This is a genomic window from Mesorhizobium sp. WSM1497 (assembly GCF_001672455.2).
Taxonomy (GTDB): domain Bacteria; phylum Pseudomonadota; class Alphaproteobacteria; order Rhizobiales; family Rhizobiaceae; genus Mesorhizobium; species Mesorhizobium ciceri.
Genome location: NZ_CP021070.1, coordinates 4,240,395 through 4,265,936, shown reverse-complemented (window position 1 = coordinate 4,265,936; position 25,542 = coordinate 4,240,395). Strand labels below are relative to the sequence as shown.

Annotated in this window: 21 protein-coding genes and 1 pseudogene; 18 read left to right on the top strand and 4 right to left on the bottom strand. The window is 60.4% G+C overall.

The window, feature by feature from the left end:
- Positions 1 to 8: 8 nt before the first annotated feature.
- Entirely contained in the window at positions 9 to 1,001 is a 993-nt protein-coding gene (gene pdxA / locus A9K65_RS20915; RefSeq protein ID WP_064994334.1) for a 4-hydroxythreonine-4-phosphate dehydrogenase PdxA, read from the bottom strand.
- Entirely contained in the window at positions 998 to 1,831 is an 834-nt protein-coding gene (locus tag A9K65_RS20910) for a four-carbon acid sugar kinase family protein (RefSeq protein WP_064994335.1), read from the bottom strand. The genes pdxA and A9K65_RS20910 overlap by 4 nt, the downstream gene beginning before the upstream one ends.
- Before the next feature lie 73 nt (positions 1,832 to 1,904).
- On the opposite strand from A9K65_RS20910, the gene A9K65_RS20905 reads away from it, so the two are divergent.
- From A9K65_RS20905 to tdh, 12 genes and pseudogenes are all read left to right on the top strand, one after another.
- Positions 1,905 to 2,792, top strand: a complete 888-nt coding sequence (locus A9K65_RS20905) for a LysR family transcriptional regulator (RefSeq protein ID WP_064994336.1) — start codon at positions 1,905 to 1,907, stop codon at positions 2,790 to 2,792.
- Between the two features lie 775 nt (positions 2,793 to 3,567).
- The gene (locus tag A9K65_RS20900) at positions 3,568 to 5,232 is read left to right on the top strand and encodes an ABC transporter ATP-binding protein (RefSeq protein ID WP_064994350.1); all 1,665 of its coding nucleotides are present in this window, start codon (positions 3,568 to 3,570) and stop codon (positions 5,230 to 5,232) included.
- Positions 5,233 to 5,255: 23 nt separating this feature from the next.
- Complete coding sequence (locus A9K65_RS20895) at positions 5,256 to 6,926, top strand: peptide ABC transporter substrate-binding protein (RefSeq protein ID WP_064994337.1); 1,671 nt, start codon at positions 5,256 to 5,258, stop codon at positions 6,924 to 6,926.
- Positions 6,927 to 7,004: 78 nt separating this feature from the next.
- Positions 7,005 to 7,955, top strand: a complete 951-nt coding sequence (locus tag A9K65_RS20890) for an ABC transporter permease (RefSeq protein WP_064994338.1) — start codon at positions 7,005 to 7,007, stop codon at positions 7,953 to 7,955.
- A gap of 32 nt (positions 7,956 to 7,987) precedes the next feature.
- Positions 7,988 to 8,872, top strand: coding sequence for an ABC transporter permease (locus A9K65_RS20885; RefSeq protein ID WP_064994339.1), 885 nt, complete (start codon positions 7,988 to 7,990; stop codon positions 8,870 to 8,872).
- A 54-nt stretch (positions 8,873 to 8,926) separates the two neighbouring features.
- On the top strand, positions 8,927 to 10,237 hold the full coding sequence (locus A9K65_RS20880; protein ID WP_064994340.1) for an FAD-binding oxidoreductase: 1,311 nt from the start codon (positions 8,927 to 8,929) through the stop codon (positions 10,235 to 10,237).
- 60 nt (positions 10,238 to 10,297) lie between these two features.
- Positions 10,298 to 10,627, top strand: a pseudogene (locus tag A9K65_RS20875) (IS481 family transposase); the annotation flags it as partial.
- 189 nt (positions 10,628 to 10,816) lie between these two features.
- Positions 10,817 to 12,139: an FAD-binding oxidoreductase gene (locus tag A9K65_RS20870; protein ID WP_064994341.1), complete on the top strand. Its 1,323-nt coding sequence runs from the start codon at positions 10,817 to 10,819 to the stop codon at positions 12,137 to 12,139.
- A 67-nt stretch (positions 12,140 to 12,206) separates the two neighbouring features.
- Complete coding sequence (gene thrC, locus A9K65_RS20865) at positions 12,207 to 13,736, top strand: threonine synthase (protein WP_245321849.1); 1,530 nt, start codon at positions 12,207 to 12,209, stop codon at positions 13,734 to 13,736.
- A 37-nt stretch (positions 13,737 to 13,773) separates the two neighbouring features.
- Complete coding sequence (locus A9K65_RS20860; RefSeq protein ID WP_064994342.1) at positions 13,774 to 14,718, top strand: homoserine kinase; 945 nt, start codon at positions 13,774 to 13,776, stop codon at positions 14,716 to 14,718.
- A 38-nt stretch (positions 14,719 to 14,756) separates the two neighbouring features.
- The gene (locus tag A9K65_RS20855) at positions 14,757 to 15,944 is read left to right on the top strand and encodes a glycine C-acetyltransferase (protein WP_064994352.1); all 1,188 of its coding nucleotides are present in this window, start codon (positions 14,757 to 14,759) and stop codon (positions 15,942 to 15,944) included.
- Positions 15,944 to 16,978, top strand: coding sequence for an L-threonine 3-dehydrogenase (tdh, locus tag A9K65_RS20850; RefSeq protein WP_086081328.1), 1,035 nt, complete (start codon positions 15,944 to 15,946; stop codon positions 16,976 to 16,978). Before A9K65_RS20855 ends, tdh begins: the two co-directional genes overlap by 1 nt.
- 200 nt (positions 16,979 to 17,178) lie before the next feature.
- Here the strand turns inward: tdh and A9K65_RS20845 are convergent, their stop codons facing one another.
- Positions 17,179 to 18,117, bottom strand: a complete 939-nt coding sequence (locus A9K65_RS20845) for an ornithine cyclodeaminase family protein (RefSeq protein WP_064993166.1) — start codon at positions 18,115 to 18,117, stop codon at positions 17,179 to 17,181.
- Between the two features lie 339 nt (positions 18,118 to 18,456).
- Here A9K65_RS20845 and A9K65_RS20840 point away from each other — a divergent pair, with 339 nt between their 5' ends.
- From A9K65_RS20840 to A9K65_RS36030, 5 genes are all read left to right on the top strand, one after another.
- A complete protein-coding gene (locus tag A9K65_RS20840) occupies positions 18,457 to 19,284 on the top strand; it encodes a GNAT family N-acetyltransferase (protein WP_348629572.1) in 828 nt (275 codons plus the stop codon).
- 11 nt (positions 19,285 to 19,295) lie between these two features.
- Positions 19,296 to 20,474 carry an alanine racemase gene (locus tag A9K65_RS20835; RefSeq protein ID WP_064993224.1) on the top strand — a complete coding sequence of 393 codons (1,179 nt, stop codon included), beginning with the start codon at positions 19,296 to 19,298 and terminating at the stop codon, positions 20,472 to 20,474.
- 56 nt (positions 20,475 to 20,530) lie between these two features.
- Entirely contained in the window at positions 20,531 to 20,722 is a 192-nt protein-coding gene (locus tag A9K65_RS20830; RefSeq protein ID WP_245321848.1) for a hypothetical protein, read from the top strand.
- On the top strand, positions 20,719 to 22,173 hold the full coding sequence (locus tag A9K65_RS20825) for an aldehyde dehydrogenase family protein (RefSeq protein ID WP_064993168.1): 1,455 nt from the start codon (positions 20,719 to 20,721) through the stop codon (positions 22,171 to 22,173). Before A9K65_RS20830 ends, A9K65_RS20825 begins: the two co-directional genes overlap by 4 nt.
- 815 nt (positions 22,174 to 22,988) lie before the next feature.
- Positions 22,989 to 23,303, top strand: a complete 315-nt coding sequence (locus tag A9K65_RS36030; RefSeq protein WP_245321846.1) for a hypothetical protein — start codon at positions 22,989 to 22,991, stop codon at positions 23,301 to 23,303.
- A 71-nt stretch (positions 23,304 to 23,374) separates the two neighbouring features.
- Here A9K65_RS36030 and A9K65_RS20815 read toward each other — a convergent pair whose 3' ends face one another.
- A complete protein-coding gene (locus A9K65_RS20815) occupies positions 23,375 to 24,274 on the bottom strand; it encodes an ankyrin repeat domain-containing protein (protein WP_198327509.1) in 900 nt (299 codons plus the stop codon).
- A 575-nt stretch (positions 24,275 to 24,849) separates the two neighbouring features.
- Here A9K65_RS20815 and A9K65_RS20810 point away from each other — a divergent pair.
- Complete coding sequence (locus A9K65_RS20810; protein ID WP_064993170.1) at positions 24,850 to 25,311, top strand: hypothetical protein; 462 nt, start codon at positions 24,850 to 24,852, stop codon at positions 25,309 to 25,311.
- The last annotated feature ends 231 nt before the right edge of the window (positions 25,312 to 25,542 follow it).

Below are 25,542 nucleotides of genomic sequence, written 5' to 3'. Positions count from 1 at the left end.
TTTCGTATCTAGTTCGTCTTGATTTGCGCCAACACGAGGCGCTTGGCGTAGGCGAGTGCAGTTTCCAAGCTGGCGTGGTCTGCAATTCCGCGGCCCGCGATGTCGAACGCCGTGCCGTGATCTGGGCTGGTGCGGACGAATGGCAGGCCAAGCGTGATGTTCACGCCTTTTTCCAGCCCGAGATACTTCACAGGGATCAGGCCCTGATCGTGGTATTGTGCCACCACAACATCGAATCGACCTTGACGTGCTTGCATGAAGACAGTGTCGCCAGGATAAGGGCCAGTGGCATCGATGCCCTCGGCTCGGGCCGCGTCGATTGCCGGTCGTATGATCCGGATTTCCTCGTCCCCGAAGAGGCCACCTTCACCTGCGTGCGGATTGAGACCCGCTACGGCGACACGCGGGGTCGCGAAGCCGAGAGCTTTTCCACCTTCATGGGCAAGCCGGATGGCGGATAGCTGAGCGTCGAAATCGCCCTGTTCGATCGCCTTGCTCAGTGATGTGTGGATGGTAACGAGCACCGTGCGGATGTCATCGTTGGCAAGCATCATCGCCACGCGCTTGGCGCCGCCGTAGTCGGCCAGAATTTCAGTATGGCCGGGGTAGCGGATTCCCGCGCTGGCCATCGCCTCTTTATTGATCGGCGCCGTGACGATGCCGCTCACATCTCCGGACTTCGCTGCCGCTATCGCCGCAACGATGGCGTCGAAGGCCGCCTGCCCGGAGATCGTGCTGATACGGCCGATTGGAGGAGGCTCGGTAATCCGCGAGGTTTCGATGACTTCAATTCGGCGTGGCTCGAATTGGGCCGCATTGGCAGCGTTGATGCGTCGCACCTCGACGTTCAGCCCGAGCCGCCGCACGGTGTCTTGCATGACAACATAGCTACCGAACACGACGACGCGTTCGCCGCCCTTCGCAAGCACCTTCGCCACGATCTCCGGCCCAATGCCGGAGGCGTCGCCCATCGTGAGAGCAAGTGGGAGAATGTTCTTCATTGGGTGGCTCCACGTATCCGCGCGACGGCGCGCGTCACCGCATCGTCACTGCCAAAGCCACCGGCCTTCATAGCGAGCAAGAGCGAGCGCCCATCGCCAAGCCTGGCGAGACCAAGCGGGAATCCGGGATCGAGTTCTTGCAGGATATCAAACTCACGGACCTTGAGAAGGTCCAGGATCGCTTCCATCGTGTCGCCGCCGGTGGCGATCAAAGCGCCGAAGCGTGGGCTTTGAAGCTCTCGCGCTGCGTCTTGTGAGATACGGCGCAGCACTGCTGCCGAGTCCCACTCGCGCGTCCTTGGTCCGCGCAGCAGCATGACGCCGCGGACCTTCTGGAGTTGATCTGCCTGCCGCTGACTGCGCAGATTTGCGCTCCCAATGACGACCAAGACATCGCTACTGATGCCATCGAGCAATGGCGGTAGGGTCTTCGCCGGCACAAAACGCCGCGATAGCGCTGCAGCCATTCGTACGACCGGCTGCGGGAACGCCGGTGCAAACACCAGTGCTTTGCGGCCACTCGCCGCAAAGCATGCTTCAAGCTCCGCCGTTATGTGACCGCGAAGTGTGGAGTCCACCGTCTTATAGAGCACGGTACGGCTGGCAAGTCGGGCGGTCAATCGAGCGACCGCCTCGAACGCTTGCGACGCAGTAGCAGACCGCGAACCGCTATCGACTGCAATTATCGCTGCCGCTTCCGCTTGGCGCGGAAGCTGGCCTCTTCCGATTGACGCAGTCAAGCCACGGGCGACGAAAGGTGCTGCACCATCTGCCGCGCTGGTGAGGTCATCGGCGAGGACCGCTATACTGGGTTGATGATTGGTGCGCATGCATCAACTAACAAAACCTCACTAAGGATGAATAGCGATAGTTTCTGATGAAGTCGGTGATAGATTATCACTGATGGATCGCTCGGACATACCCTCGCTCGACGACCTGAGAGCGTTCGAAGCAACAGCGCGGCTGGGCTCGGTCCGGCTTGCAGCAGACTCGCTTGCGCTCACGCACGGCGCCGTCAGTCGCCGTATCACCAAACTCGCCAATGACATCGGGGTCAGGTTGTTTGAGAAGAATGGGCGAGGGCTGCGGCTCACCCCTGCCGGCGAGACACTCAACCTCACCCTCGGCAGGTTCTTCGGTGAGTTGGCCGCCACAGTTCAAAGCCTGCGTGCTGCCAATGCCGGGAAGAGTGCCCTGGTGCTCTCCTGCGAGCCTTCAATTGCCATGCGTTGGCTCATTCCGCGGCTGCGGGCGCTTCAAGTGGCGCATCCGAACATGGCCCTCCACCTCTCGGTAGGTGGAGGGCTGGTGGACTTTCGTAAGAAACAGGTCGATCTCGCTATTCGACGGCTGGACTTCGCTGTGCCTGAGACGTGGAACGTCCGGCCCCTTTTTTCCGAAAAGGTTGGGCCTGTCATGAGGCCGGAACTTGTGGCAGAGTTCGAACATGGCGACTATCTCGCTCTCGGGTCGAAGACCCGACCTGACGCGTGGGCGCAATGGCTGAAGACCCATCCGTCGGCGCGTCGACCCACAGAAATCCGGTACTTCGACAATCACGCGCTGATCGTCGAGGCTGCGTCTGCAGGCCTTGGCGTAGCCCTCAGTCCGCTCGTACTTGCGATTGACGACGTGGAACGAGGAAGCCTGGCGGCCCCTGCTGGCTTTGACCCTGACGGCAGTCAATATGGGTTGATATGGTTGGGCTCGAGTGAACTGGAAGGTATGGAGTTTGAACTCGCAGAGTGGCTTCATGCGCAGTTCAGCCGCCTGGGACCAAATCGCCTTTGAAAGGAGCGCTCTGGGAGCTTCGCCCAGTTGAGCGGGCCCGACCCCGGCGTCGAAAAAGCAGCACTGATGGGCAGGGTAGAGACCTCGATAAGCGGCCCTCTTTGCCGTGCTTGGTTCCACACTGCTTTTGTATGCATCCTATGAGCTTCGTGCACCGGACGCCGGTTATTACCTACGCACTGTCAATGCCTGGGCGGGCGGCAGTCTACTTCAAATGAGGAAACTTCCGCCGCGGCGGATCCTTCAAATTTCCTGGGGCAATGCCTCGCGGAAGCTCTTCTCAGTCGAGTCTTTGATAGGCCGCCCAAAATGCCGTGCTCGCCTTGGACATTAGACTCTCGGCCATGCCGCGCAGATTGAGGGGCTTGCGCTATCATCATCAGGCCAAACAGAGTGAAATGCCAACTGGGGCGTTCTTTTCAGAAGTTCCTGCCGCCGGAGTGCCAAATTTCGAAGACTCTGCGGAAAAAGAACAGTCAAACTGGCTGCAAGAACGGGGCACCCTTCCTTACGGCAGGCAAGCTCCAGAGGACCTCCGACAGGCAGAGTTGCCCGTTTGGAGCGTTCTCCAGGAAAAGGGAACAATGTCCGGTACGGGGATCGGACTACATAAGGGAGCCGCCAGGATGAGTAGAATCCGTCTCTCGCAGCCTCAGAGCGCGAAGCGCCTAAATGGCAAGGCTACGGCTGCTACGGTGACGCGTTGCAGCTCAAGGGGCGATGTTGCGGTCGGCAACAGGGTGGATCCGCTTCGATGGAATGGGAGGTGATCCAGATGGTCGCAAGCATCCAGGCTGTAGCCGCTCACGATGTGGCGCTTTCGGTGCGCGACCTCACGGTGAATTTGCCGAAAGGCATGGAACGAACCTATGCGGTCGAGAACATTTCCTTCGATCTGAAACGCGGCCAGATCCTCTGCATCATAGGCGAGTCCGGATCAGGCAAGTCGGTCACGGCGAACGCGATCATGGGGCTCCTGCCCAAGGTGATCCGCGTCTCATCGGGTTCAATACAGTTGGAGGGGATGAACATCATCGGCATGTCGCCCGACAAGCTGCGCAACCTGCGTGGGCGGGTCGTGTCGATGATCTTCCAGGATCCGCTCTCGGCGCTCAATCCCTTGATGACCGTGGGCGCACAGATTGACGAGGTCATGGCCGCGCATGGATACGGTACGCCAAAAACCTGCCGCGACCGCGCCATCGAGTTGCTCACCGAAGTGGGCCTCCCAGATCCCGAACTCATGTATCACCAGTACCCTTTCCGGCTTTCGGGCGGGCAGCGGCAGCGCGTCATGATTGCCATGGCCCTGGCGCTCGAGCCGACGGTGCTGATCGCCGATGAGCCAACCACTGCGCTCGACGTGACCACCCAGGCACAGATCCTGGAGCTGATCCGCGACATTCAGCGCCGCAAGGGGATGAGCGTAATGTTTATCACCCACGATTTCGGCGTGGTGGCGGAGATCGCCGACAGCGTCGTGGTGATGGAAAAGGGGCACATCGTCGAACAGGGCAGCGCCGAGCAGGTGCTGAAGTCGCCCAAGCATCCTTATACCCAACGCCTGATCGCGGCCGTACCGCATCTGACCGGTGAAGATCGCTCTCGTGCGGAGTCCGACAGCAAGCAGCCGATCCTGAAGGTCGAGGGTCTGGTTAAAACCTATCGTGGCGGCGGCGCGCTGTTTGGCGCCCAGCGGATAGTGAAAGCGGTGAACGAGGTTTCGTTCGAACTGGCGCCAGGCCGAACGCTTGGGGTCGTAGGCGAGAGCGGTTCAGGAAAATCCTCGCTGGGCCGGCTTCTCATCAAATTGCTGGACAGCGACGGCGGCGAGATTTTGTTCGAGGGGTCCGATATAGCCAAGCTTTCCGAAGCGAAGTTCCGCCCGCTCAGACCACGGATCCAGATGATCTTTCAGGATCCCTTTGCGTCCCTGAACCCACGCTCAACGGTCGGCCACATCATCACGGTAGGCCCGGTGGCACACGGGACGCCTTTTGCCCAGGCGCGCGAAGAAGCGCGTACGCTTCTGGCCCATGTCGGTCTCGATGCCGGCGCCTTCGACCGCTATCCGCACGAGTTTTCTGGTGGGCAACGCCAGCGAATCGGGATCGCTCGGGCTTTGATGTTCAAGCCGAAGCTGTTGATTGCTGACGAGGCGGTCTCCGCGCTCGACGTGTCGATCCAGGCGCAGATCCTGCAGCTTCTGGACCAGATCCAGCGAGAGACCGGCGTGTCGATGGTCTTCATCACGCACGATTTGCGTATCGCCAGCCAGATCTGCGACGAAATCGCTGTGATGCAGAAAGGCCGGATCGTCGAGCGCGGACCGCCCTCGCAGATATTCCTGAACCCGCAAGCGGCTTACACGCGCCAACTCGTGGCGGCAATTCCAGGAGAGAGGCCGGGCAATGCCCGTCCAATTGCAGCAAACGCATGAAAAATAACAAGAGAGGAACTACGATGACCAAAAATTCAACGACTACATCCAACTATTCGAGGCGCCAGGCGCTGCGACTGATGGCGCTAGGTGGAGCTGCAGGCTTGATCGCGCCCAATCTGCTGGGCAAGTCGGCTTTCGCCAAGACCCCTGCCGCGGGTCCGGCCGGTCGCGTCGTCGTCGGTCTTTCACAAGAGCCAACGGTCTTCAATCCGTTGATGGCGCATATCGAAGTCGATGACGCGGTCCATTTCTCGGTTTTCGATGCGTTGGTCAGGATGGATGCTGAAGGCGTCCTCCAGCCGAATCTCGCAGCCGAGGTGCCAAGCCAGAAAAACGGCGGCATTTCGGAGGACGGCCTCAACTGGCGCATCCGGTTGCGTGACAATGTCCGTTGGCACGACGGTGAGCCCTTCACGGCCGAGGACGTGAAATTCACCCTGGAGCTCATCACGAACCCGAAGTTTCGCGCCTGGCGTACAAGCGGCCATTCGCTCGTACAGGACATCACGGTGGTTTCGCCCACCGAGATCACTTGGCGGATGAAGGAGGCTTTTGCGCCCTATCTGTCGTTCCTGGCCGAAACCTTCATGGTGCCCAAGCACATTCTGGGGAAAGATGTCGATCCGAATACAGCGGCTTTCAACCAGGCGCCGATCGGCACCGGCGCGTTCAAGTGGAGCCAGCGGGTAGCGGGCGACCATATCGAGCTCGTCGCCAACCCGGAGTATGCCGGCGAGGGTCCGTATATCGAGCAGCTCATCTTCAAATACATTCCCGATATGACGGTGCTCTATACGCAGTTCAAGAGCGGTGACGTCGACCTGGTCGATCAATCGTACATTACGGCCGACCATTATGCTGAAGCCCGCGAATTGCCAGACCGCGTGGTGACACTGGAGACCGGCGCATCCGTGGAGTCGATATACCTCAATCTGGGGCGCCCGCAGTTCAAGGATCTGGCAGTGCGCCAGGCGCTCTACGCCGCCATGGACAGGAAAGCGATCGTCGACACGATTTACTACGGCGTGGGCACTCCCACCGAGACGTTCATGCCGAAGGAGTCCTATTACTACAATCCGAACCTGCCCGCGCAGGAATTCAATCTGGACCGCGCGCGCCAGATTCTGGATGAGGCCGGCTGGGCGCCAGGCCCAGATGGAATCCGCGCCAAGGATGGAGTGCGACTGTCCTTTGCGAATTCGACAACATCAGGCAACAACCTGCGCGAGCAGACGCAGCAGTTCTTGCAGCAGACGTTTGCCGAGATCGGCGTCGAGATGACGATCTCGAACTTGCCGGCTGCAGTCATGTGGGGCGAATTCTGGCTGAAGTCGCAGTTCGATACCGCCATGGTGGGCGTCACCTATCTGATTGCCGCGGACCCCGACGCCACAAACCGCCTCCATACGAAGGCAATCGCCGCTCAAGGCGGACACGGTTCGAACACCGGACAATATTCCAACCCCGAAGTCGATGCCTTGCTTGAAAAGGGTGCTCGCAGCTTCGATCAGGAAGAGCGGCGCGGGATCTATAATCACGTACAGGAAGTGGTGCGCCATGATCTGCCCTTCCTGCCGCTGTTAGCGATCACAAACGTGCTCGGACGCAAGGCAGGGTTGGACGGTTTCAAGCCCAATGCCAACACGCGCACCGCGTCGTGGCATGCCGCAGACTGGCGCTGGAAGGCCTGATCCATCCTATTGCCGCCGCCGGATTGCACTGCGGCGGCGGCAACAGACTAAGTCGCCAACCCACAACGGAGGACTCGAATGCGCGGCTTCCTGCTCAATCGCCTTTCGCAGAGCCTGATACTGCTTGTGATCGTTTCGATCATCGGCTTCGGGATTCTGAACCTCCTTCCCGGCGGCCCGCTGGCGCAATTCGGACTCGATCCCGGAATGACCCAGCAGGATATCGAGCGCCTCAAGGGGCTGCTGGGCCTCGATCGACCCATATGGATCCAATATCTGGACTGGGCTTGGCGGCTGGTGCAGGGCGACTGGGGTCACTCCTTCCGCGACGGAGCGCCGGTATTGCAGATCATTGGCAGCCATCTCTTGGCGACGCTGCTGCTGATGGGATCCTCAACCGCGATTGCGATCTCTCTTGGCGCCTGGATTGGAATTCGGGGCGCCACGCGCCGCTACTCGTTATTCGACTATCTCGCAACTGTCGGTGCCATGGTTGCATTGTCGGTACCTACCTTCTGGTTCGGCCTCGTCGGCATCTACATTTTTACCTTGAAGTTAGGCTGGCTGCCCGCGGGCAATATGTCCGAGATCGGCGATAGTTCGATCCTGGGCTATCTCCATCATTTGATCTTGCCAAGTATCGTGCTGTCGCTGGTCCATGTCGCTATCTGGAGCCGCTACATGCGGACGGCTACTCTCGACGCCATCAGCCAGGACTTCGTCAAGACGGCTCGGGCCAAGGGGTTGAGTGAACGCCGGATTTTGATGAAGCATGTCGTCGGCAACGCCCTTTTGCCGATGATTACCCTGGCGGGGATGCAGCTTCCCAGCGTCCTGACCGGTGCGCTGGTGACCGAAACTGTCTTTACCTGGCCAGGAATGGGACGTTTGTTCCTCGATAGCCTTGGTTACAGCGACTATCCGGTTGTTATGGGGCTGCTGATGTTCTCGGCTATCCTCGTTCTGCTTGGAAACCTGATCGCCGACATTGTCGTCGCTATTATCGACCCGCGCATTCGTCTGGCTTGAGCGCGCAACTTTCCCGACAGGAGACAGCCGATATGACCGCCCTCACGGCAAATACAAATGCAGCTCCAAGCCGCTGGACAAACAACCGCGCGGCGCTTCGTTTCATGCGGCATCGCCTGGCGCTGCTCGGCTTGGCGATGATCGTCTTTCTGTGTCTCGCTTGCGTCGTCGGCCCCCATCTCCTGCCTTATGACTCACTGTATATCGATCTGCGGGCCCGCTTTGCTCCTCCGCTTACGGGCCACCACTTTCTGGGCACTGATCCGCTCGGCCGCGACCTGGCGGCAAGGCTCTTGATGGCGGGACGAATCTCGTTGCTGGTGGGCTTCTTCGCCATGCTGTTGTCGACGCTAGTGGGCACGCTCGTCGGGGTAATTGCTGGATACCGCGGCGGCTGGATAGGAGCCTCGCTGATGCGCATGGTAGATGGCTTTCTGGCCTTCCCGTCTATCTTCCTTGTGCTGGCCCTTGCCGCAGCCCTGAAACCCAGCCCGATAATGATTACCGTCGTCATCGCTGCGACCAGTTGGATGGAAGTAGCCCGAATTGTGGAGGCCGAGGTCCGCTCTCTTCGCGAGCGCGAATTCGTCCAGGCCGGGCGAATGCTGGGGCTGAGCGGCACACATATCATGTTTCGGGAGATCCTTCCCAACGCCATCGGTCCAATTATCGTTGCTTCGACCTTGACGGTTGCGCGCGCCATTCTCATGGAGGCCTATATCAGCTTCCTCGGCTACGGGATCCAGCCGCCACTACCGAGCTGGGGCAACATGCTCAATGGCGCCCAGCAATATCTGGGCAGCGCACCATGGCTGGCAATCATTCCCGGAGCTGCCATCACCATCGCGGTGACCAGTTTCAATTTCATCGGCGACGGACTGCGTGACGCGCTGGACGTGCGAGATGACCATATTTGAAGTGCCGCGAGCGATACATTCCTAAACCCCGGAACACCAAGAGAAGTCAGTCACGTGCAAGAGCCCGAAATCGCCGAAAAGAACACGCCCTACTGGTGGGAAGCGGCGCCCGTCATGCCGCTGCCGCGGCAGCCGCTGGCAAAGAAGCTCGACGCGGTGATTGTCGGCGCCGGCTATGCCGGGCTTTCGGCCGGGCTTGCGCTGGCGCGCGAGGGGCGCTCGGTTGCCGCTTTCGATGCGATGCATCCGGGTGAGGGTGCTTCCACGCGCAATGGCGGGATTACGAGCGGGAGCATCCGGCCGGATGCTGCCACAATCAGCAGGCGTTTCGGTGAAGAGAAGGCCATGGCGATCGAGGCCGAGGGCAAGATCGCGCGCGAATTCCTCTACGACTTCATCAAGACCGAAGGGCTCGACTGCGACTTCCGCCTGGTCGGCCAGTTCAAAGGCGCTTTCGGCTATGAACAGTATGAGAAGATGGCGCGCGGCGCCGAGAGGCTGGCGAAGAAACTGGGGATCGAGTCTTACGCCGTTCCGCATGCCGAGCAGCGGAACTATATCGGCACCGATTTCTACCGCGGCGGAACCGTTCGGACGGACATTGGCGGGCTGCACCCCGCAAAGTTCCACGCTGAACTCCTGCGGGTGGCGCTCGCATCCGGATTGACGGTTCATTCGCACACGGCGGTCAAGTCGATCGAGAGGAATGGTTCGGGCTTTCGCGTGGTGACTTCCGCTGGGACGGTGGATGCGCGGCAGGTTCTGGTCTGTACCAACGGTTATACCGACGGCGCCGCACCCTTCTTGCGCCGCCGGCTGGTTCCGGTCCGCAGCCGGATCATCGTGACCGAGGAATTAGCGCCCGATGTCATGGCACGACTGATGCCGAAGCTGATGACGATCACCGAGAGCCGGCAACTCGGTTTCTATTATCGTCCCTCGCCTGACGGAAAACGCATTCTGCTGGGGGGGCGCGACAGTTCTCGTGTCGGCGATCCGATTGCCCCGAAACTTCTCCTGCGCAAGGGCCTGGTGAACCTCTTCCCGGAGTTGGAGAACGTGCGCCTTTCGCATTGCTGGTTTGGCAACGTAGCGATGAACCGCGACATGCTGCCCCGCGTCTTCGAGAAGGATGGTATGGTCTATGCCACCGGCTTCTGCGGCTCGGGCGTGGTCTGGGCGCCATGGATCGGTATGCGTGCGGCCCACAAGCTGATGGGGCATGGCGAGCAGTCGCGCACGGCGTTCGACTTTCGACCGCCTTCCGCCATCCCGCTCTATCGCGGCAATCCGTGGTTCATGCCGGCGATTATCCAGGGCTATCGGTTGCAGGACCGTATCGCCTTCTGGCGCGCCAGCCGCTGATCGCCGACGGTGACGGCCTTTTGACCATTCGTCGCTGCGGCCCAGATGGAGGCACCGCGGAGCTTGAGGGCGCTGGCGAAGCGCTATGGGATCAACCAGAAGACCGTCGCGAAGTTGCAGAGTCGGATCTGTGTTCTCGATCTACCGACTGGGCCGACGGAGGTTCGGTCGACGTGCTCACGGTCGAGGAAGAGGCCGTCATCGTCGCTTTTCGACGCTATACGCTACTGCCGCTGGGTGACTGCCTCTATGCGTTGCAGCCGACGATCTCGCATCTGAGACCTCGTCATTGCACCGCTGCCTGCAACGTCACTGCGTCAGCCGCTTGGACAATGTCGAAGGCGACCGGCCGGCGAGAAGAAGTTCAGGAGCTATCCGATCGGTTACTTTCCATACGCCGCCCTGCGCCGAACTGGGACTCGGTCGGGCTTGAGCAGTTCGTATCGACCAAGGGATCAAAAACCCGCACATCTGGCGAAGTCCTAGATGATTTCGGCACATTCTTTCGAGCGCACGATGCGATGAAGGGCTGATCGGAACTTTGCTTCCGCATTCTTGGCAGCCGAGGTTGGTTGGAACATGTCGCCCCGAGTCGAACGTATTCACAGCGATGAGCGTCTCCCGGCCGAAGTCGACGTCGTCATCGTCGGCGGCGGCATACTCGGCTCTACGGCCGCCTATTTCCTGGCGAAGCGTGGCCTCTCTGTGGCTCTGCTCGAGAAGGGCCACGTCGCCTGTGAACAATCGAGCCGAAACTGGGGTTGGTGCCGCCAGCAGAACCGCGATCGGCGCGAACTGGCGCTCTCGGTGATCTCCATGCGACTATGGGACGAGCTGACGCGCGATATCAATCGCGATCTTGGATTTCGCCGCTGCGGTCTGGTCTCTGCGACTCACGACGAGGCTGTGCTCGCCGGTTGGGAAAGGTGGCGCGAGGTCGCCAGGGAGTACGAGGTCGACACCCGCATGCTGAGCCGGGCGGAGGTGGCCGAGCGCGTCCCCGAAGCGCGCGACAAATGGGTCGGCGGGACCTATTCGGGCCGGGATGGCAAGGCCGAACCTGCGCTCGCCGCGCCGGCTATCGCCGAGGGGGCCAGAGCTCTGGGCGCCACCATCCACCAGGAATGCGCCGCGCGGGCGCTCGACTTGGCCAATGGCAAGATTGCGGGCGTGCACACGGAGAAGGGCTATATCAGAACCAGCGCGGTGCTGTGCGCCGCTGGCGCCTGGTCCTCGCGCTTCCTTAGGCCGCTCGGGATCAGTTTCCCCCAAGCAAGCATCCGGCAGACCGCGCTGCGTTCCACCCCCACAATCAACATAGGCGAGGCGATCTCCACACCCTACTGCACGATCACGCGCCGACTGGACGGCAGCTATACGCTTGCGATCAGTGGCAAGGCGAACCTCGAAATCACGCCCCAGGCTATCCGGTATAGCCGGGAATTCATGCCGCAATTCTTGCGTCGCCTAAAGAACGTCAGGCTCGGCATCGGCCAATCGTTCCTTTCGGGGCCGGATTCAATGCCGGCGCTGCTGACCAACGACGATCGGATCTTCGAACAGAATCGGGTGCTGGACCCTCCACCCTTAAAATGGCTGGTAAGCCAAGTGGTGGAGAGTGTCCGGAAGACCTTCCCCCAACTCGGCGATATAGAGATCGATAGTGCCTGGGGCGGCTTCGTCGATTGCACGCCGGACGCAGTGCCCGTGGTGTCGCAGGTGGACGGGGTAAAAGGCCTCGTCCTCGCGGCGGGCTGCTCGGGCCACGGCTTCGGTTTGGGCCCGGGGCTTGGTTATCTGGCCGCACAGCTTGTCGTAAACGACACGCCTTGCGTCGATCCTACACCGCTCCGCCTGTCGCGTCTGGTCGACGGCTCGAAGCTGGACATCGCCGCTATCTGAAGATCAGCCGGAAGTCAGGCCTGACGCCCACCAACAATCGCCGCTATGGCCTGCAGGACAAGATCGCATGGTGGCAGGCCAGACGCTGACGGCTGAAGCTGGGCGGCCCATTGACCATGCAGCGCTGCGGCCCCGGCTGAACGAGCGCGCCGACAAGGAGGAGCATCACATGCACTACATCTCGACGCGAGGCCACCCCCAACGCAGGAAGTTTTGCGAGATACTGCTTGAAGGTCTGGCGCCGGATGGCGGGCTCTATGTGCCCGAGACGTACCCGCTCGTGGATGACGCCATGCTGGATCGGTGGCGGAGGCTGTCCTATCCGGACCTCGCCTTCGAGATCCTGTCGCTCTACATCGACGATATTCCGCCCGCCGATCTTAAGACCATCTGCGCGAAGACCTATACGCCCAAGGTTTTCGGGACGACCAGGATCGTGCCGGTGCGCGCGCTTGAAACGTGTCTCCACGTGGCGGAACTGTCCAACGGCCCCACGCTGGCGTTCAAGGACATGGCGATGCAGTTGCTTGGCAATCTCCTAGAGTATGAACTGGCGCGGCGGGGTGAGGAACTGAACATCCTCGGGGCGACCAGTGGCGACACGGGCAGCGCGGCGGAATATGCCATGCGCGGCAAGAAGGGGGTGCGGGTCTTCATGATGTCGCCGCACGGACGCATGAGCACCTTTCAGCAAGCTCAGATGTTCAGCCTGCAGGACGAGAATATCCATAACATCGCCATCGAAGGGGTCTTTGACGATTGCCAGGACATCGTGAAAGCCGTGTCCGGCGATGTTGACTTCAAGAGGCGCCACCGGATAGGCGCCGTCAATTCGATCAACTGGGCCAGGCTGGTGGCTCAGGTTGTCTACTACTTCTCCGCCTACTTCCACGTCAACGCGGGGAACACATCAGAGGTCGACTTCACCGTTCCTTCGGGGAACTTCGGAAACATCTGTGCTGGTCACGTTGCGCGCATGATGGGGCTTCCCATATCCCGTCTCGTCGTTGCAACCAACGAGAACGATGTGCTCGATGAGTTTTTCCGCACCGGCGTGTATCGCTTGCGGGGCCGCGCGGACACGTATGAAACATCAAGCCCATCGATGGACATTTCCAAGGCCTCCAATCTTGAGCGTTTCGTCTTTGAACTGCTCGGTCGCGATGCGGGCCGGACGAAATTAATGTTCGACAACCAACTCAGGGGACGAGGATCGTTCGATCTCAGTGGCGATTCCGCCTTCGCGCAGGTGGCCGCTCGTTTTGGCTTCTGCAGCGGCAAGAGCACGCACGCCGACCGGTTGGAGACGATCCGTGACACGTGGCGCCGCTTCAACGCGCTGGTCGACCCACACACAGCTGACGGCATCACGGTCGCACGCAGGCACTCCGTTCCGGAGATGCCGATGATCGTGCTCGAGACGGCCCTGCCGGTCAAATTCGCGGAGACCATCAGGGAGGCTTTGGGCCACGAGCCAAGTCGTCCAAAACGGTTCGATGGAATAGAAGACTTGCCGAGACGATTTAAGGTCCTTCCCGCCGATACACAGACGGTAAAGACCCACGTCGCCGAAATTTTGCAGGCTGCGGCCCACTGAAGAACTGTTTGAACAATCGGAGACCGCTATTTCCGCCATGGCTGTATATACGGAGCTATCAGTCGACGAAGTCGCAGCGCTCTTTGGGGCGCTGGGTCTGGGCTGGCCGCGTTCTGTTCGGGGCATCACGATCGGAATTGAGAACACGAACTACTTCGTAGATACCGAAACCGGAGAGTATGTGCTCACCTTGTTTGAGCGCCTCACATTCGAACAATTGCCTTTCTACCTTCATCTCATAAAACACCTTGCGGCGCGGCGAATGCCGGTCCCGAATCCGGTTGCCAACGCGAGTGCCGAAATCCTTCACTCGCTGAAAGGCCGGCCTGCTGTGGTCGTCAACAGGCTTCCTGGCGAAAGCGTGACAGCACCGACAGTGTCACATTGTCGCTCTATCGGGGAGATCCTGGCGCGAATACACGTGGCCGGGACCGATTACCCACGACACCAGGTCAATCCGCGAGGTCTCGAGTGGTGGAACGAGGTGGTGCCGGTGGTCGGCCGATACGTGTCCGATGGAAAACGGTCGCTGCTCGCCAGCGAGCTCACTTTTCAGAACCAAATTGCCGTGTCCTCAACGTACGAGCAACTCCCCAAGGGGCCGGTGCACGCTGATCTCTTTCGTGACAACGCGTTGTTTGATGGTGGTCAGCTAACCGGCGTCTTTGATTTCTACTTCGCCGGATGCGACGCCTTCCTTTTCGATATTGCTGTGTGCCTCAACGACTGGTGTGTCGATGACTGCACCGGCCGCCAAGACAGTGAGCGAGCAGCCGCTTTCTTAGGCGCTTATGGGTCCGTTCGAGCGCTTGCACCAGCCGAACGCATATTGCTTCCCGCGATGCAACGCGCTGGAGCATTTCGCTTTTGGCTATCGCGTCTGTGGGATCTGTACCAGCCTCGGGAGGCTGCAATCCTCAAAGCGCACGATCCAAGCTACTTCGAGCGTATGTTATGCGTGCACAGGGGAGAAATCGTATGAGCAAGGCTGCGAAGATCATCAGTGGAAGCGAAGGCAGGATGGCACCGTCTCTCAACGACCACGTTCGCGAGCTGCTTTCGCAGATCGAGACGGAGGGCCTGTACAAACGCGAGCGCGTCATCACCTCGTCCCAGTCGTCCGAGATCGAGGTTGGCGGCCGCAAGCTGCTCAATTTCTGTGCCAACAACTATCTCGGCCTCGCCGACAGCGAAGAGCTGCGTGAGGCGGCGAAGGCCGCGCTCGACCGATACGGCTATGGCATGGCGTCGGTGCGATTCATCTGCGGCACACAAGAGGAACACAAGCAGCTCGAGGCAAAGATATCGAGCTTCCTCGGCATGGAAGACACGATCCTCTATGGTTCCTGCTTCGACGCCAATGGCGGCCTGTTCGAGACGCTGCTTTCGGAAGAGGATGCGATCATCTCCGACGCGCTCAACCATGCCTCGATCATCGACGGCGTGCGGCTCTCCAAAGCGAAACGCTTCCGCTACACCAACAACAACATGGAGAGCCTCGAGGAAGAACTGAAAAAGGCTGAAGGCAGCCGCTTCAAGCTCATCGCCACCGACGGCGTCTTCTCGATGGACGGCATCATCGCGAATTTGGCGGGCGTCTGCGACCTCGCGGAAAAATATGATGCAATGGTGATGGTGGACGACAGCCACGCTGTCGGCTTCGTCGGTGAGCATGGCCGTGGCACGCCGGAATATTGCGGCGTCGAGGGCAGGGTGGACATCATCACGGGTACGCTGGGCAAGGCGCTGGGGGGTGCCTCGGGTGGCTATACGGCGGCGAGCAGGCCGGTGGTTGACTGGCTGCGCCAGCGCTCACGGCCTTACCTCTTCTCCAACACACTGATGCCAGCGATCGCGGCAGCGTCCCTCAAGGTGTTCGACATCATCGAGAGGGGCGACGGGCTGCGTGAACGTCTCTACGAGAACGCGCAGCGCTTCCGCTCCGGGATGGAAAAGCTCGGCTTCACATTGGCCGGAGCTGACCACCCGATCATTCCGGTGATGATCGGCGATGCTGCGCTGGCTTCGCAGATGGCCGACATGCTGCTTGAGCGCGGCATCTATGTGATCGGCTTTTCCTTCCCGGTCGTGCCCAAGGGCCAGGCCCGGATCAGGACGCAGATGTCGGCGGCCCATTCGGCAGCCGATATCGACCGGGCAGTTGCAGCGTTCGGTGAGGTCGGCCTCGAACTCGGAGTGATTGGCTGATGTCCAACATGATGCGCGCACTCGTCAAAGCCAAGGCCGAACCGGGCATCTGGATGGAAGAGGTGCCGGTGCCGGAAATCGGCCCTAACGACGTGCTGATCAAGATCAAGAAGACGGCGATCTGCGGCACCGACGTGCATATCTACAATTGGGACCAGTGGGCGCAAAAGACGGTGCCGGTGCCGATGGTGACGGGCCATGAATTCGTCGGCACCGTTGCCGATTTCGGCGCAGCGGTCACCGAATACAAGCTCGGCCAGCGCGTGTCGGGCGAAGGCCACATCGTCTGCGGTCATTGCCGCAACTGTCGCGCCGGGCGAGGGCATCTGTGCCGCAACACGCTCGGCGTCGGCGTCAATCGTCCGGGCGCCTTCGGTGAGTATCTGGCTATCCCGCAGCACAATGTCGTGCCGATCCCCGATGATGTGCCGGACGAGATCGCCGCCATCTTCGATCCGTTGGGCAATGCCGTGCACACCGCACTCTCCTTCGATCTGGTCGGCGAGGATGTGCTGGTGACCGGTGCCGGGCCGATCGGCATCATGGGCGCGCTCGTCGCCCAATGCGTCGGCGCGCGAAAAGTCGTCATCACCGACATCAATCCGGTGCGGCTGGCGCTGGCGAAAAAGCTCGGCGTCCAGCATGTCGTCGACGCGTCCAAGGAAAAGCTGCGCGATGTCATGCCGGCACTCGGCATGACCGAGGGTTTTGATGTCGGCCTCGAAATGTCGGGCGCAGCCCCCGCCTTCCGCGACATGATCGACACCATGAACAATGGCGGCAAGATCGCCATTCTGGGCATCGCGCCGACTGGCTTCGAGATCGACTGGAACGAAGTCATCTTCAAGATGCTGCATCTCAAGGGCATCTACGGCCGCGAGATGTTCGAGACCTGGTACAAGATGATCGCCTTGGTGCAAGGCCCGCTGGATGTCAGCGGCCTGATCACGCACCGCATCGGGATCGATGATTTTCAGACGGGGTTTGATGCGATGCGCAGTGGCAGTTCGGGCAAGGTGGTGATGGACTGGTAGGCGGCGGTCAGGACTAGTCTCGAGAGGCGCGATCTACGGCATGAACTTCCGGGGCAACGCGTTTTCCGATTCCTGAGGATTTCCCACTCAGGGCTGCCGTGTGTGGTTGCGCTCGTACGGGGCCGCGGAGCTCTGTCGTATGGCTCTTTGTTCCAGTGCAGCCGCACCATCGAGGCGGGGACTTCTCGGTGCGAAGCTGATCAGCGGTCGGGCGTCTTGGCGCGGATCAGCACGTCAGCCATGTAGAGGTCCTGGAGGGAGATACCGGAGCTGTCGAAGACAGTGATTTCGGTATCGGAGAGGCGCCCGGACACACGCTTGGCAATGACGTCGCCGATTGGTGTTACTGTAAGCACGCCGGCGTCGATCTCGTCGCGCACGTGTTGGAACTCGCCGATCTGAACGGACTGGGAAAGCAGATCACAAAACAGATGTGCGTTGGGAAATAGTTCGCTCGGCAATTCGCGCTTGCCTGGAGCATCCGACCCCATGCTGACGATATGGGTTCCGGGTCCCACCCAAGCGGCATCGAATAGCGGTTCGCGTGAGGGTGTCGCCGTGACCACGATGTCGGCCGCACGCACGGCTTCTTCGGGCAAGGCAGCACGCGCCTGCAGGCCCCATTCGCCGATCTGATCGACAAAAGCGTCGCGCCGCAGCGAAGGCGGGGCCACCACCAACACGCTTTCGATTGCGCGAATGCGTGCCAGCGCCTTCACTTCGAAGCCCGCCTGGTTGCCGGCGCCGAATATCGCCAGAACCTTGGCCTGCTTGCGCGCAAGAAGATCAGCTGCAACCGCGTCGGCTGCGGCCGTCCTGTAGGCGTTCACCTTTCCGGCCTCGATTACGGCGCGGAGCCGTCCTGTATTGTGATCGAGCAGCACGATGGTGGAGTTGTGGCGGGGAAGGCCACGTGCGGGGTTGCCCGACCAGAAGGAGCCGATTTTCACTCCGGTCAGGTCGTTTGACGACCCGGATTTGATAGAGAAGGTATTGTTCGCCTCCTTTGTGCGCCCGATCACAGCAGGAAAGACCCAGCTCTGCCTCGATGCTGCTGCCACGAGAGCCTCCCGCGCCGCCTCGAAGGCAAGTTCATGCGTGACAAGGGCGGCTGACTCTTCTTCGCTGATGTAGATCATCCAAAACCCATGAGCATCAGGCTTCCATCGCTGGGGAGCATTGCGGCTATGTCATTGCAGAGCGTGAGATCACACCCATTGCGAACGGTGCGGATGTCGGCCGATCGCGGGGCAACCACGAGCTAGCGATTCCAGGTGCTAGATAGTCCTCGCCTGATTTGCGCAATTTGAGATGCCGAGGAACTGCTTAAAACGAACAATCCCGCTGAATTGAAAGGGCAAAACAGCATCGAAATCTGTCCGCCAGACGCGACTCTAAGGTGCGACTTCAATTCTGGATAAAATGACAGCGTTACACTTATGGCCATTGAGCATGACACAGACACCGTCAGCAACCCGATGGAGCTGATGAAATTGGAAACCCGTCATTTGCCGGGCGCGCTGAAGCTGTCGCAGGAGATGGGATGGCCCTATCGCCTTGAGGATTGGGAATTCGCCGCCACTGTCGGCAGGGGGCTGGTTCTCGAGCAGGCAGGGCAGGTGATTGGCACCGCCATGTCGTGGATTTACGGCAAGGCTTTTGCCGCCCTCGGCATGATCATCGTCACTGGCCCTGCGCAAGGCGGGGGCAACGGTTCGCGGCTGTTTGATGGATTGCTTGAGGCGGCGCAGGGTCGCAACGTGCTGCTCACGTCCACCGAAGAAGGGCTCGCGCTTTACAAGCGTCGCGGCTTCACTGCCTGGGGCACGGTGCTCCAGCACCAAGGCCTGCTGACCACTGCGGTGACGCGGGAGGGCGGTGACGGTGTGCGTCAGGCGACGATCTCCGACCTCGCCGCTATCCAGGCATTGGATGAACGGGCCACGGGCATGCCGCGACCATCGATGGTCGCGGCACTCGCCGATGTGGGCAAGGTCGTCGTAGTCGAACGCGACGGGCGGATTGCCGGCTACGCCATCAGCAGGAGGTTCGGCCGTGGCTATGTCATCGGCCCCTGTGCGGCCGAGAGTGACCAGGATGCGCGGCTTTTGATCTTGGCGCAGCTTTCCAAGCTTCATGATCAATTCGTTCGCATCGATATCTATGCCGAAGATGGTTTGGGCGATTGGCTCGAGAGCCTCGGCCTCCAGCAGGTCAGCTCGGCGACCGCCATGGTCAAGGGGCAGCGGCCTGTCTCCGAGGGCTCAGCCCATATGTACGCGCTGGCAAACCAGTCGTTCACCTAGGAAACGAGATGATGAACAAGATGGCGGCAAACCTGGCAGCGAGCGAGACGACTGAGACGATCGACGCCTTGATTACCCCATCGCTGCTTTTGGATCGCGGACGGCTCGAGCGCAATATTCAACGGCTGGCTGAGCGCGCCAAGGAGCTTGGCGTGGTGCTGCGCCCGCATATGAAGACGGCCAAAAGCATCGACGTCGCCCGATACGCGTTCCCTCGCGAGCCCGGTCCGATCACGGTCTCGACCATCGCCGAGGCGGAATATTTCGCGGACCACGGCTTTCACGACATCACCTATGCGGTTGGCATCTCGCCGGCTTCGGCCAGGCGCGCCATGGAGCTTTGTCGCCGTACCGGCGCTGATGTGAAGCTGTTGCTCGATACTGTGGAGCAGGCCGATGTCTTGGCCGACGCGCGCCAAGTCACCGGCATGACGCCATCGGTCTTCATAGAATTGGACTGCGATGACCATCGCGGCGGATTGAAGCCGGACGACCCGAGATTGCCCGACGTGGCCAGCAGGGTCGTCGCTGCCGGTGCCAAGCTCGTCGGGGCTCTCGCTCATGCAGGCGAATCCTATGGCTTGAACACGCCCGATGCGCTGGTCAGGGCAGCGGAGAACGAGCGTTCGGCCACCGTGCGCGCTGCTGAAATCTTACGCGCCCATGGCCATGCCTGTCCGATCGTCAGCGTCGGCTCGACGCCAACCGCGCATTTCGCCCAGGATCTCGAGGGTGTCACGGAATTGCGCGCTGGGGTCTACATGTTCTTCGATCTCGTTCAGCACGGGGTTGGCGTCTGCGACCGCGACGATATCGCGATTTCCGTATTGGCCACTGTGATCGGCTCCAAGCCGGAAAAGGGATGGGTGCTGGTTGATGCCGGGTGGATGGCACTTTCGCGCGACAGAGGAACCGCAAACCAGCAGATCGACCAGGGTTACGGTGTGGTCTGCGACGAGAAGGGGCGGGTTCTGGAAGATGTGATCGTGGCCCAGGCCAGCCAGGAACACGGTATTCTTGCAATGCGTGCCGGTTCTGGGAGATCCATGCCCGAACTGCCGCTCGGGTCTCGGGTCCGGATCCTGCCCAACCATGCGTGTGCGATGGCCGCGCAGCATGATTTCTACAGTGTCGTTAACGGGGACAGCCCCGGGATTGAAGCGCGTTGGGAGCGGATGCGCGGCTGGTAGGCGCGCAACTATGCCTTGGATGCCGCCCACTCAAATCAGCATTGGTGGTCAAGAAAATGAAGTCTACCTCTTACGGGCTAGATATGTCGACGCTGATGGGCAGCACCACGACTGATGTCATGGATGGGCGCCCTGACTTGAACCCCTGGAAGGATTTCAACTGGCAGGCGATCCCCGGCTATTTCGGGCGCCTCTGGTTCCTGCCGGTTCTGGGTGGCTATGACCGCATGAAGGGTCTTGTCGCGTGATGACACCCCTCGAACATCTGTCGCGCAACGGCCACCTGGACAAGTTTTTCATCGACGGTCAATGGGTCGAGCCGAGCGGCACCGCCAAGGGCGTCGTGGTGAACCCCTCCACCGAAGAGGTTGTGGCTCGGTTTCCGCTCGGAAACAGCCTTGACGTGGATGTGGCCGTTGCTGCGGCCCGCCATGCATTCGCCGCCTGGAGCCGGACCACGCCGGAATATCGTGCCGGTCTGCTCGATCGCCTGCAGGTGATGCTCGAGGCGCGGGGCGAACTGATGGCTCAATGCCTTACCCTCGAAATGGGCGCGGCGATCGGCTATGCGCGCAGCGCTCAGGTGCCGCTGGCGATCGCGCATGTTAAGGCTGCGCGTGATGTGCTGACAGCCTTTCCCTTCGTCAAGCAGCGGGGGCAAACCGCCATCACCCACGAACCGATCGGTGTCTGCGCACTGATTACGCCGTGGAACTGGCCGCTTTACCAGATCACCGCCAAGGTTTCGCCGGCGCTCGCGGCAGGCTGCACGGTCGTGTTGAAGCCGAGCGAGCTTTCTCCCCTGAACGCTCTGCTGTTCGCCGAGGCGATCGAGGAAGCCGGCTTCCCTGCCGGAGTGTTCAATCTGGTGCAAGGGGATGGCGCATGCGTGGGTGCTAGTCTGGCATCCCATCCGAATGTCGATATGATCTCCATTACCGGGTCCACCCGCGCGGGCATTGCGGTGGCCCAGGCGGCAGCGCCGACCATCAAGCGTGTCGCCCAGGAACTCGGTGGCAAGTCCCCGAACGTGATCCTGCCGGACGCCGATCTCGACCGCGCCGTTTCCCTGGGCATAGCCGCCGCCTTTCGCAATCTCGGCCAGTCATGCAGCGCTCCGACGCGCATGATCGTGCCACGCGAGCGGCTGTCCGAGATCGAGGCAATCGCCAAGAGGGTCGCGGCCCAGATCGTCGTCGGCGATCCTCTTTCGGAAGCCACCACTCACGGTGCGATCGCCAATCGTACCCAATTCGACCGAATACAAACCATGATCGACGTGGGCATTTCGGAAGGCGCCAGGCTCATGATCGGCGGACCGGGTCGTGCACACGATCTGAACGTCGGCCTCTACGTGAAGCCGACGATCTTTTCGGACGTGCGCACCCATATGCGCGTTGCCCAGGAAGAAGTTTTTGGGCCGGTCCTCTGCATTATCCCCTATGACACAGTCGAAGAGGCCGTCACCATCGCCAACGACACGGTGTACGGCTTGGGGGCCCATGTGCAAGGCGAGGACTTGGAGGTCGTCAGGGACGTCGCGTCGCGCATTCGGTCCGGTCAGATTCATCTCAACTACCCGGCCTGGGATCCGCATGCCCCGTTTGGCGGTTTCAAGCAGTCCGGAAACGGACGAGAATATGGTCTTGAGGGCATGCTGGAATATCTCGAGGTCAAATCCATCCTCGGCTACTTCTAGGTGGCATCCTAGCCGTGGCGCTGAGGCCGCGGCGGAGGCCATGATGTGGCTTCGGAAAGGCCGCTACCTCAACCGACACTGCTCGGTCCCGATCAATATCGCTGAGCGAGCCGTCTCTTGGAAACCCGAAGCCAGTCGTGATCCCACCGCCAGCAGGAAATATCCAAGCGCCGCGGCAAACAGAGGCTCGCTAACCCGAAACGTCTGAGCGCGTGAGGTTGGCTGCACCCATAGTTCGAAGACCGTGCGACGCCAATGCGGTCCCCTTCCGGAGCAGCGGGAGAGGACGGAAATCATGATCGGGTTTTGGACAGGCCAAGCGGTCGGCCGGCCTCTTGCTGTCGTTCCGGAATGGTCTGGATCGCACCTCTCCATATCTCGTCACAGTAGGCCGAGTGTTCCAAGGAAAGGGTAAAAAAACGCATAGAACTCGGCGCCCCGCAGAAAGGGCCAGAGCGGACCGTAGCGTATCGAAGAGAATCAGCCGCTGCCGGCTTTTGGAAGAATTGCAGCGGCGTGACGGGGCAGATACCTAAGGAAATCGGCAAGTTGTGAGATGCCTCGTGCAAAATCGCACGCGAACGTTCAGTTCCATCACGGAGCCGCCGACAACGGGCGGCTAGCGGTTCGCGTCAGATAGTCAACGGCTTTCGGCTATCCAGTCCTTGACTACACCAATGAGAGAAGGGTCTCCAGACCGGTTCGGCGCCGTCAGCAAAGCACAAATCTTCTTAAGCCAAACAGCGCCCTTGATCAGAGATCATGAGAAATCATCGGGGTCGATCGGAACGGAGAAGCCGACTTTGACACGGTCCATGATCACCGTGTCGCCGCGGGCGAAGTTTTCCACGATCGCCTGCAGCGCCATTTCATTGTCGTCGATCTTGACGAACCTCGCAGAGAATGTCGGCCGCCTCGATCATCTGGTGAGCGCGCCAGCGGCGCTCACCACCAACGATCATGAATTTGCCGTCGACCGGGCGAACCGTGATGGTCTGGATAAGGCCGCGCTCGCGGATCGATTCCGCCAGCTCGCGAAGCTTCACCGGGTCGAAATGCTTGCGCGGCTGGTCGGGGTTCGGGATGAGCTGGCTGAGGGGGATACGCTGGTGCGAGAAACGAAGCCGTGAGATAGAAATCTTGCCTCGGCGTGCTCGCTGCAGGTCAATTCGGCACCAAAGTTACCCACCAACAACAGCGCTCAAGGAAGCGGCAGCGGTGCATCACTCAAAGTCCGAAGGTAGGCAATGAGGTCGGCCCGCTTGTTCTCGTCCTTCAATCCCGGGAAAGACATCTCCGTGCCGGGCAACGCGAGCGCGGGATTCGAGATGAAGAGATTGAGTTCCTCAAAGCTCCAATTACCACCAGCGTCCTTCATAGCAGATGAATACTGGACATCCGCTTGTGAACCCTTCTGGCGCCCAACGATGCTCCACAGACTGACCTTTTTGGGTATCCTGACGCCCGGCGAAAGATGACAGGCCACGCAGGTGCTGTCGTATATTACTTTGCCCGATTGAGCGTTTGCTGAGGCAAGCCGTGGTGAAATCGGCGCGATGGCCGGTTTTGCGGCGCCATGACTGCGCAAATAGGCTGCGACGTCCTCGTGCCCTGCGACCTTGGCCAGATGTAGCGGGGGACTTCCATTCGATGTCAGCGCGTTAACATCTGCTCCGACTTCTACAAGATGGACGACGCATGGGAGGCAGCCATTTTCGGCAGCAACGTGCAGCGGCGTCTGCGCTTTCGTCACCCGATTTGGGTCGGCCCCGTTGTCTAGCAGCAGCTTGACGATGTCAGCATGGCCGCCCTTGTTGGCGGCGTAGAGCGGCGTTCGCTGCCAGCTGACAGGTAGGTTGACGTCTGCCCCATGCCTGATCAGCAGCGCTGCCAACTCGACATTCCCGGCTTCTGAGGCGATGTAAAGTGCCGTCACGCCGTCGATTTCGTTGACATCGAGGCCCTTGTCCAAGGCGGCAGTGACCGCTGGCAAGTCGCCATTCTTGACTAGATCACCCAATCTGCTCGCTTGCGCGGGCAGGGCCAGAAGCCAAAGGGCACACGAACCCCATAGCATCCATTTGCGTCCGGGCTTAACCATTGCATCCTCCCTGAGGCTGCTCGTCTCGACCATACAAATTGACCTGCAATCTAACCCAAAGCAGAGTGTGAGTACACGCTAATGTACCTAGTATCGGCTTGGACGGTGGTGGTGATGCCGATGTTCCTGGCCAATGTCATTGCCTTTTCCCACCAAATTAATGGCCTGCTCTCGGCGCTTGAGCCGGAACGGGCCAGGGACAAACGGTAACTAGCTAAAATCGCAAGACGACCGAAGGACCACGTCGGCGATAGCAGCGGACGCGACGTCGACCATGGCGCCAGCAACTACGGCAAACCCCTCTCCAACCCCGCCGGCGGCGGTGCGGTTGCTCCGCACTGGTTGATCACAAGGCGGAAATACAGCGTTCCAGCCGTTGGAGTCGCGACTTGCAGGAATGAATCTTATAGCCGACCTCGGTAGCCCTCCTATGGCTTATCTTCGCCATGTAAACAAAAAGAGAACGACGCGTCGAGTATGCTCTTGACGGGAGAGGAATATGTTCCTTATTTCAGCGTGATCTGGAGCAGCAAGGGGACCAAGGCTCGGCGTCAATCGCGCTGGCCGGCGAAGCTATGGCAAAGACAGCGGAAGACAATTTTCGGATCGAGGTCTGGGATCGCGAAGAGCAGGCTTTGGCGGAAACCATTTCGCGTTCTCCCGATTCAGCGGTGAGTCAGGCAGCCTGGCAAGCCGCTATCCGGCGCCGGCCAGGCATGTTGCTGATCCACTACAACAGTCGCCATGTGATGGAGAAAATCCTGACGCCGGGCGAGGTGAAGATCCCGCCGCAGACCATCATTGATGGCAGTGTCCATGCCGGCCTCGATGTGGCGCTCGGCGATCTTCGCGAATGGCATGTGTTGCGGGCATGGTGCAGATCCTGTTCGCACCATGCAACGGTAAAGCCTGCCGGGCTCATCAAGCGCTATGGAAAGGACGCTCTGTTCAGTTCGGTCGAGCGAGCGCTTTTCTGCACGAGCTGTAACAGAGGCGGGCCTGTCCGGCTCGAAATTCACAAGCTCCCACGTAATTGAGCAGAGCCGAAGGCAAGACCTGACCAATTCTTTCAGGCAAACTCGCCCCGTATCGGCCGATCCTATCGTGCCAATTAGCGGCGAGACCGTCGAGACGAGGAAATGCGCGCGAACGATGCCGGCCGCTTCCATCCTGAATGCAAACCATGCGGACCGCCGCGGACGGGGACAGTCGGTCCCGCGTCCCGTCCTGCGGCCGGCGCTATGCTGACGCTCCTACGGCTGTCCCGT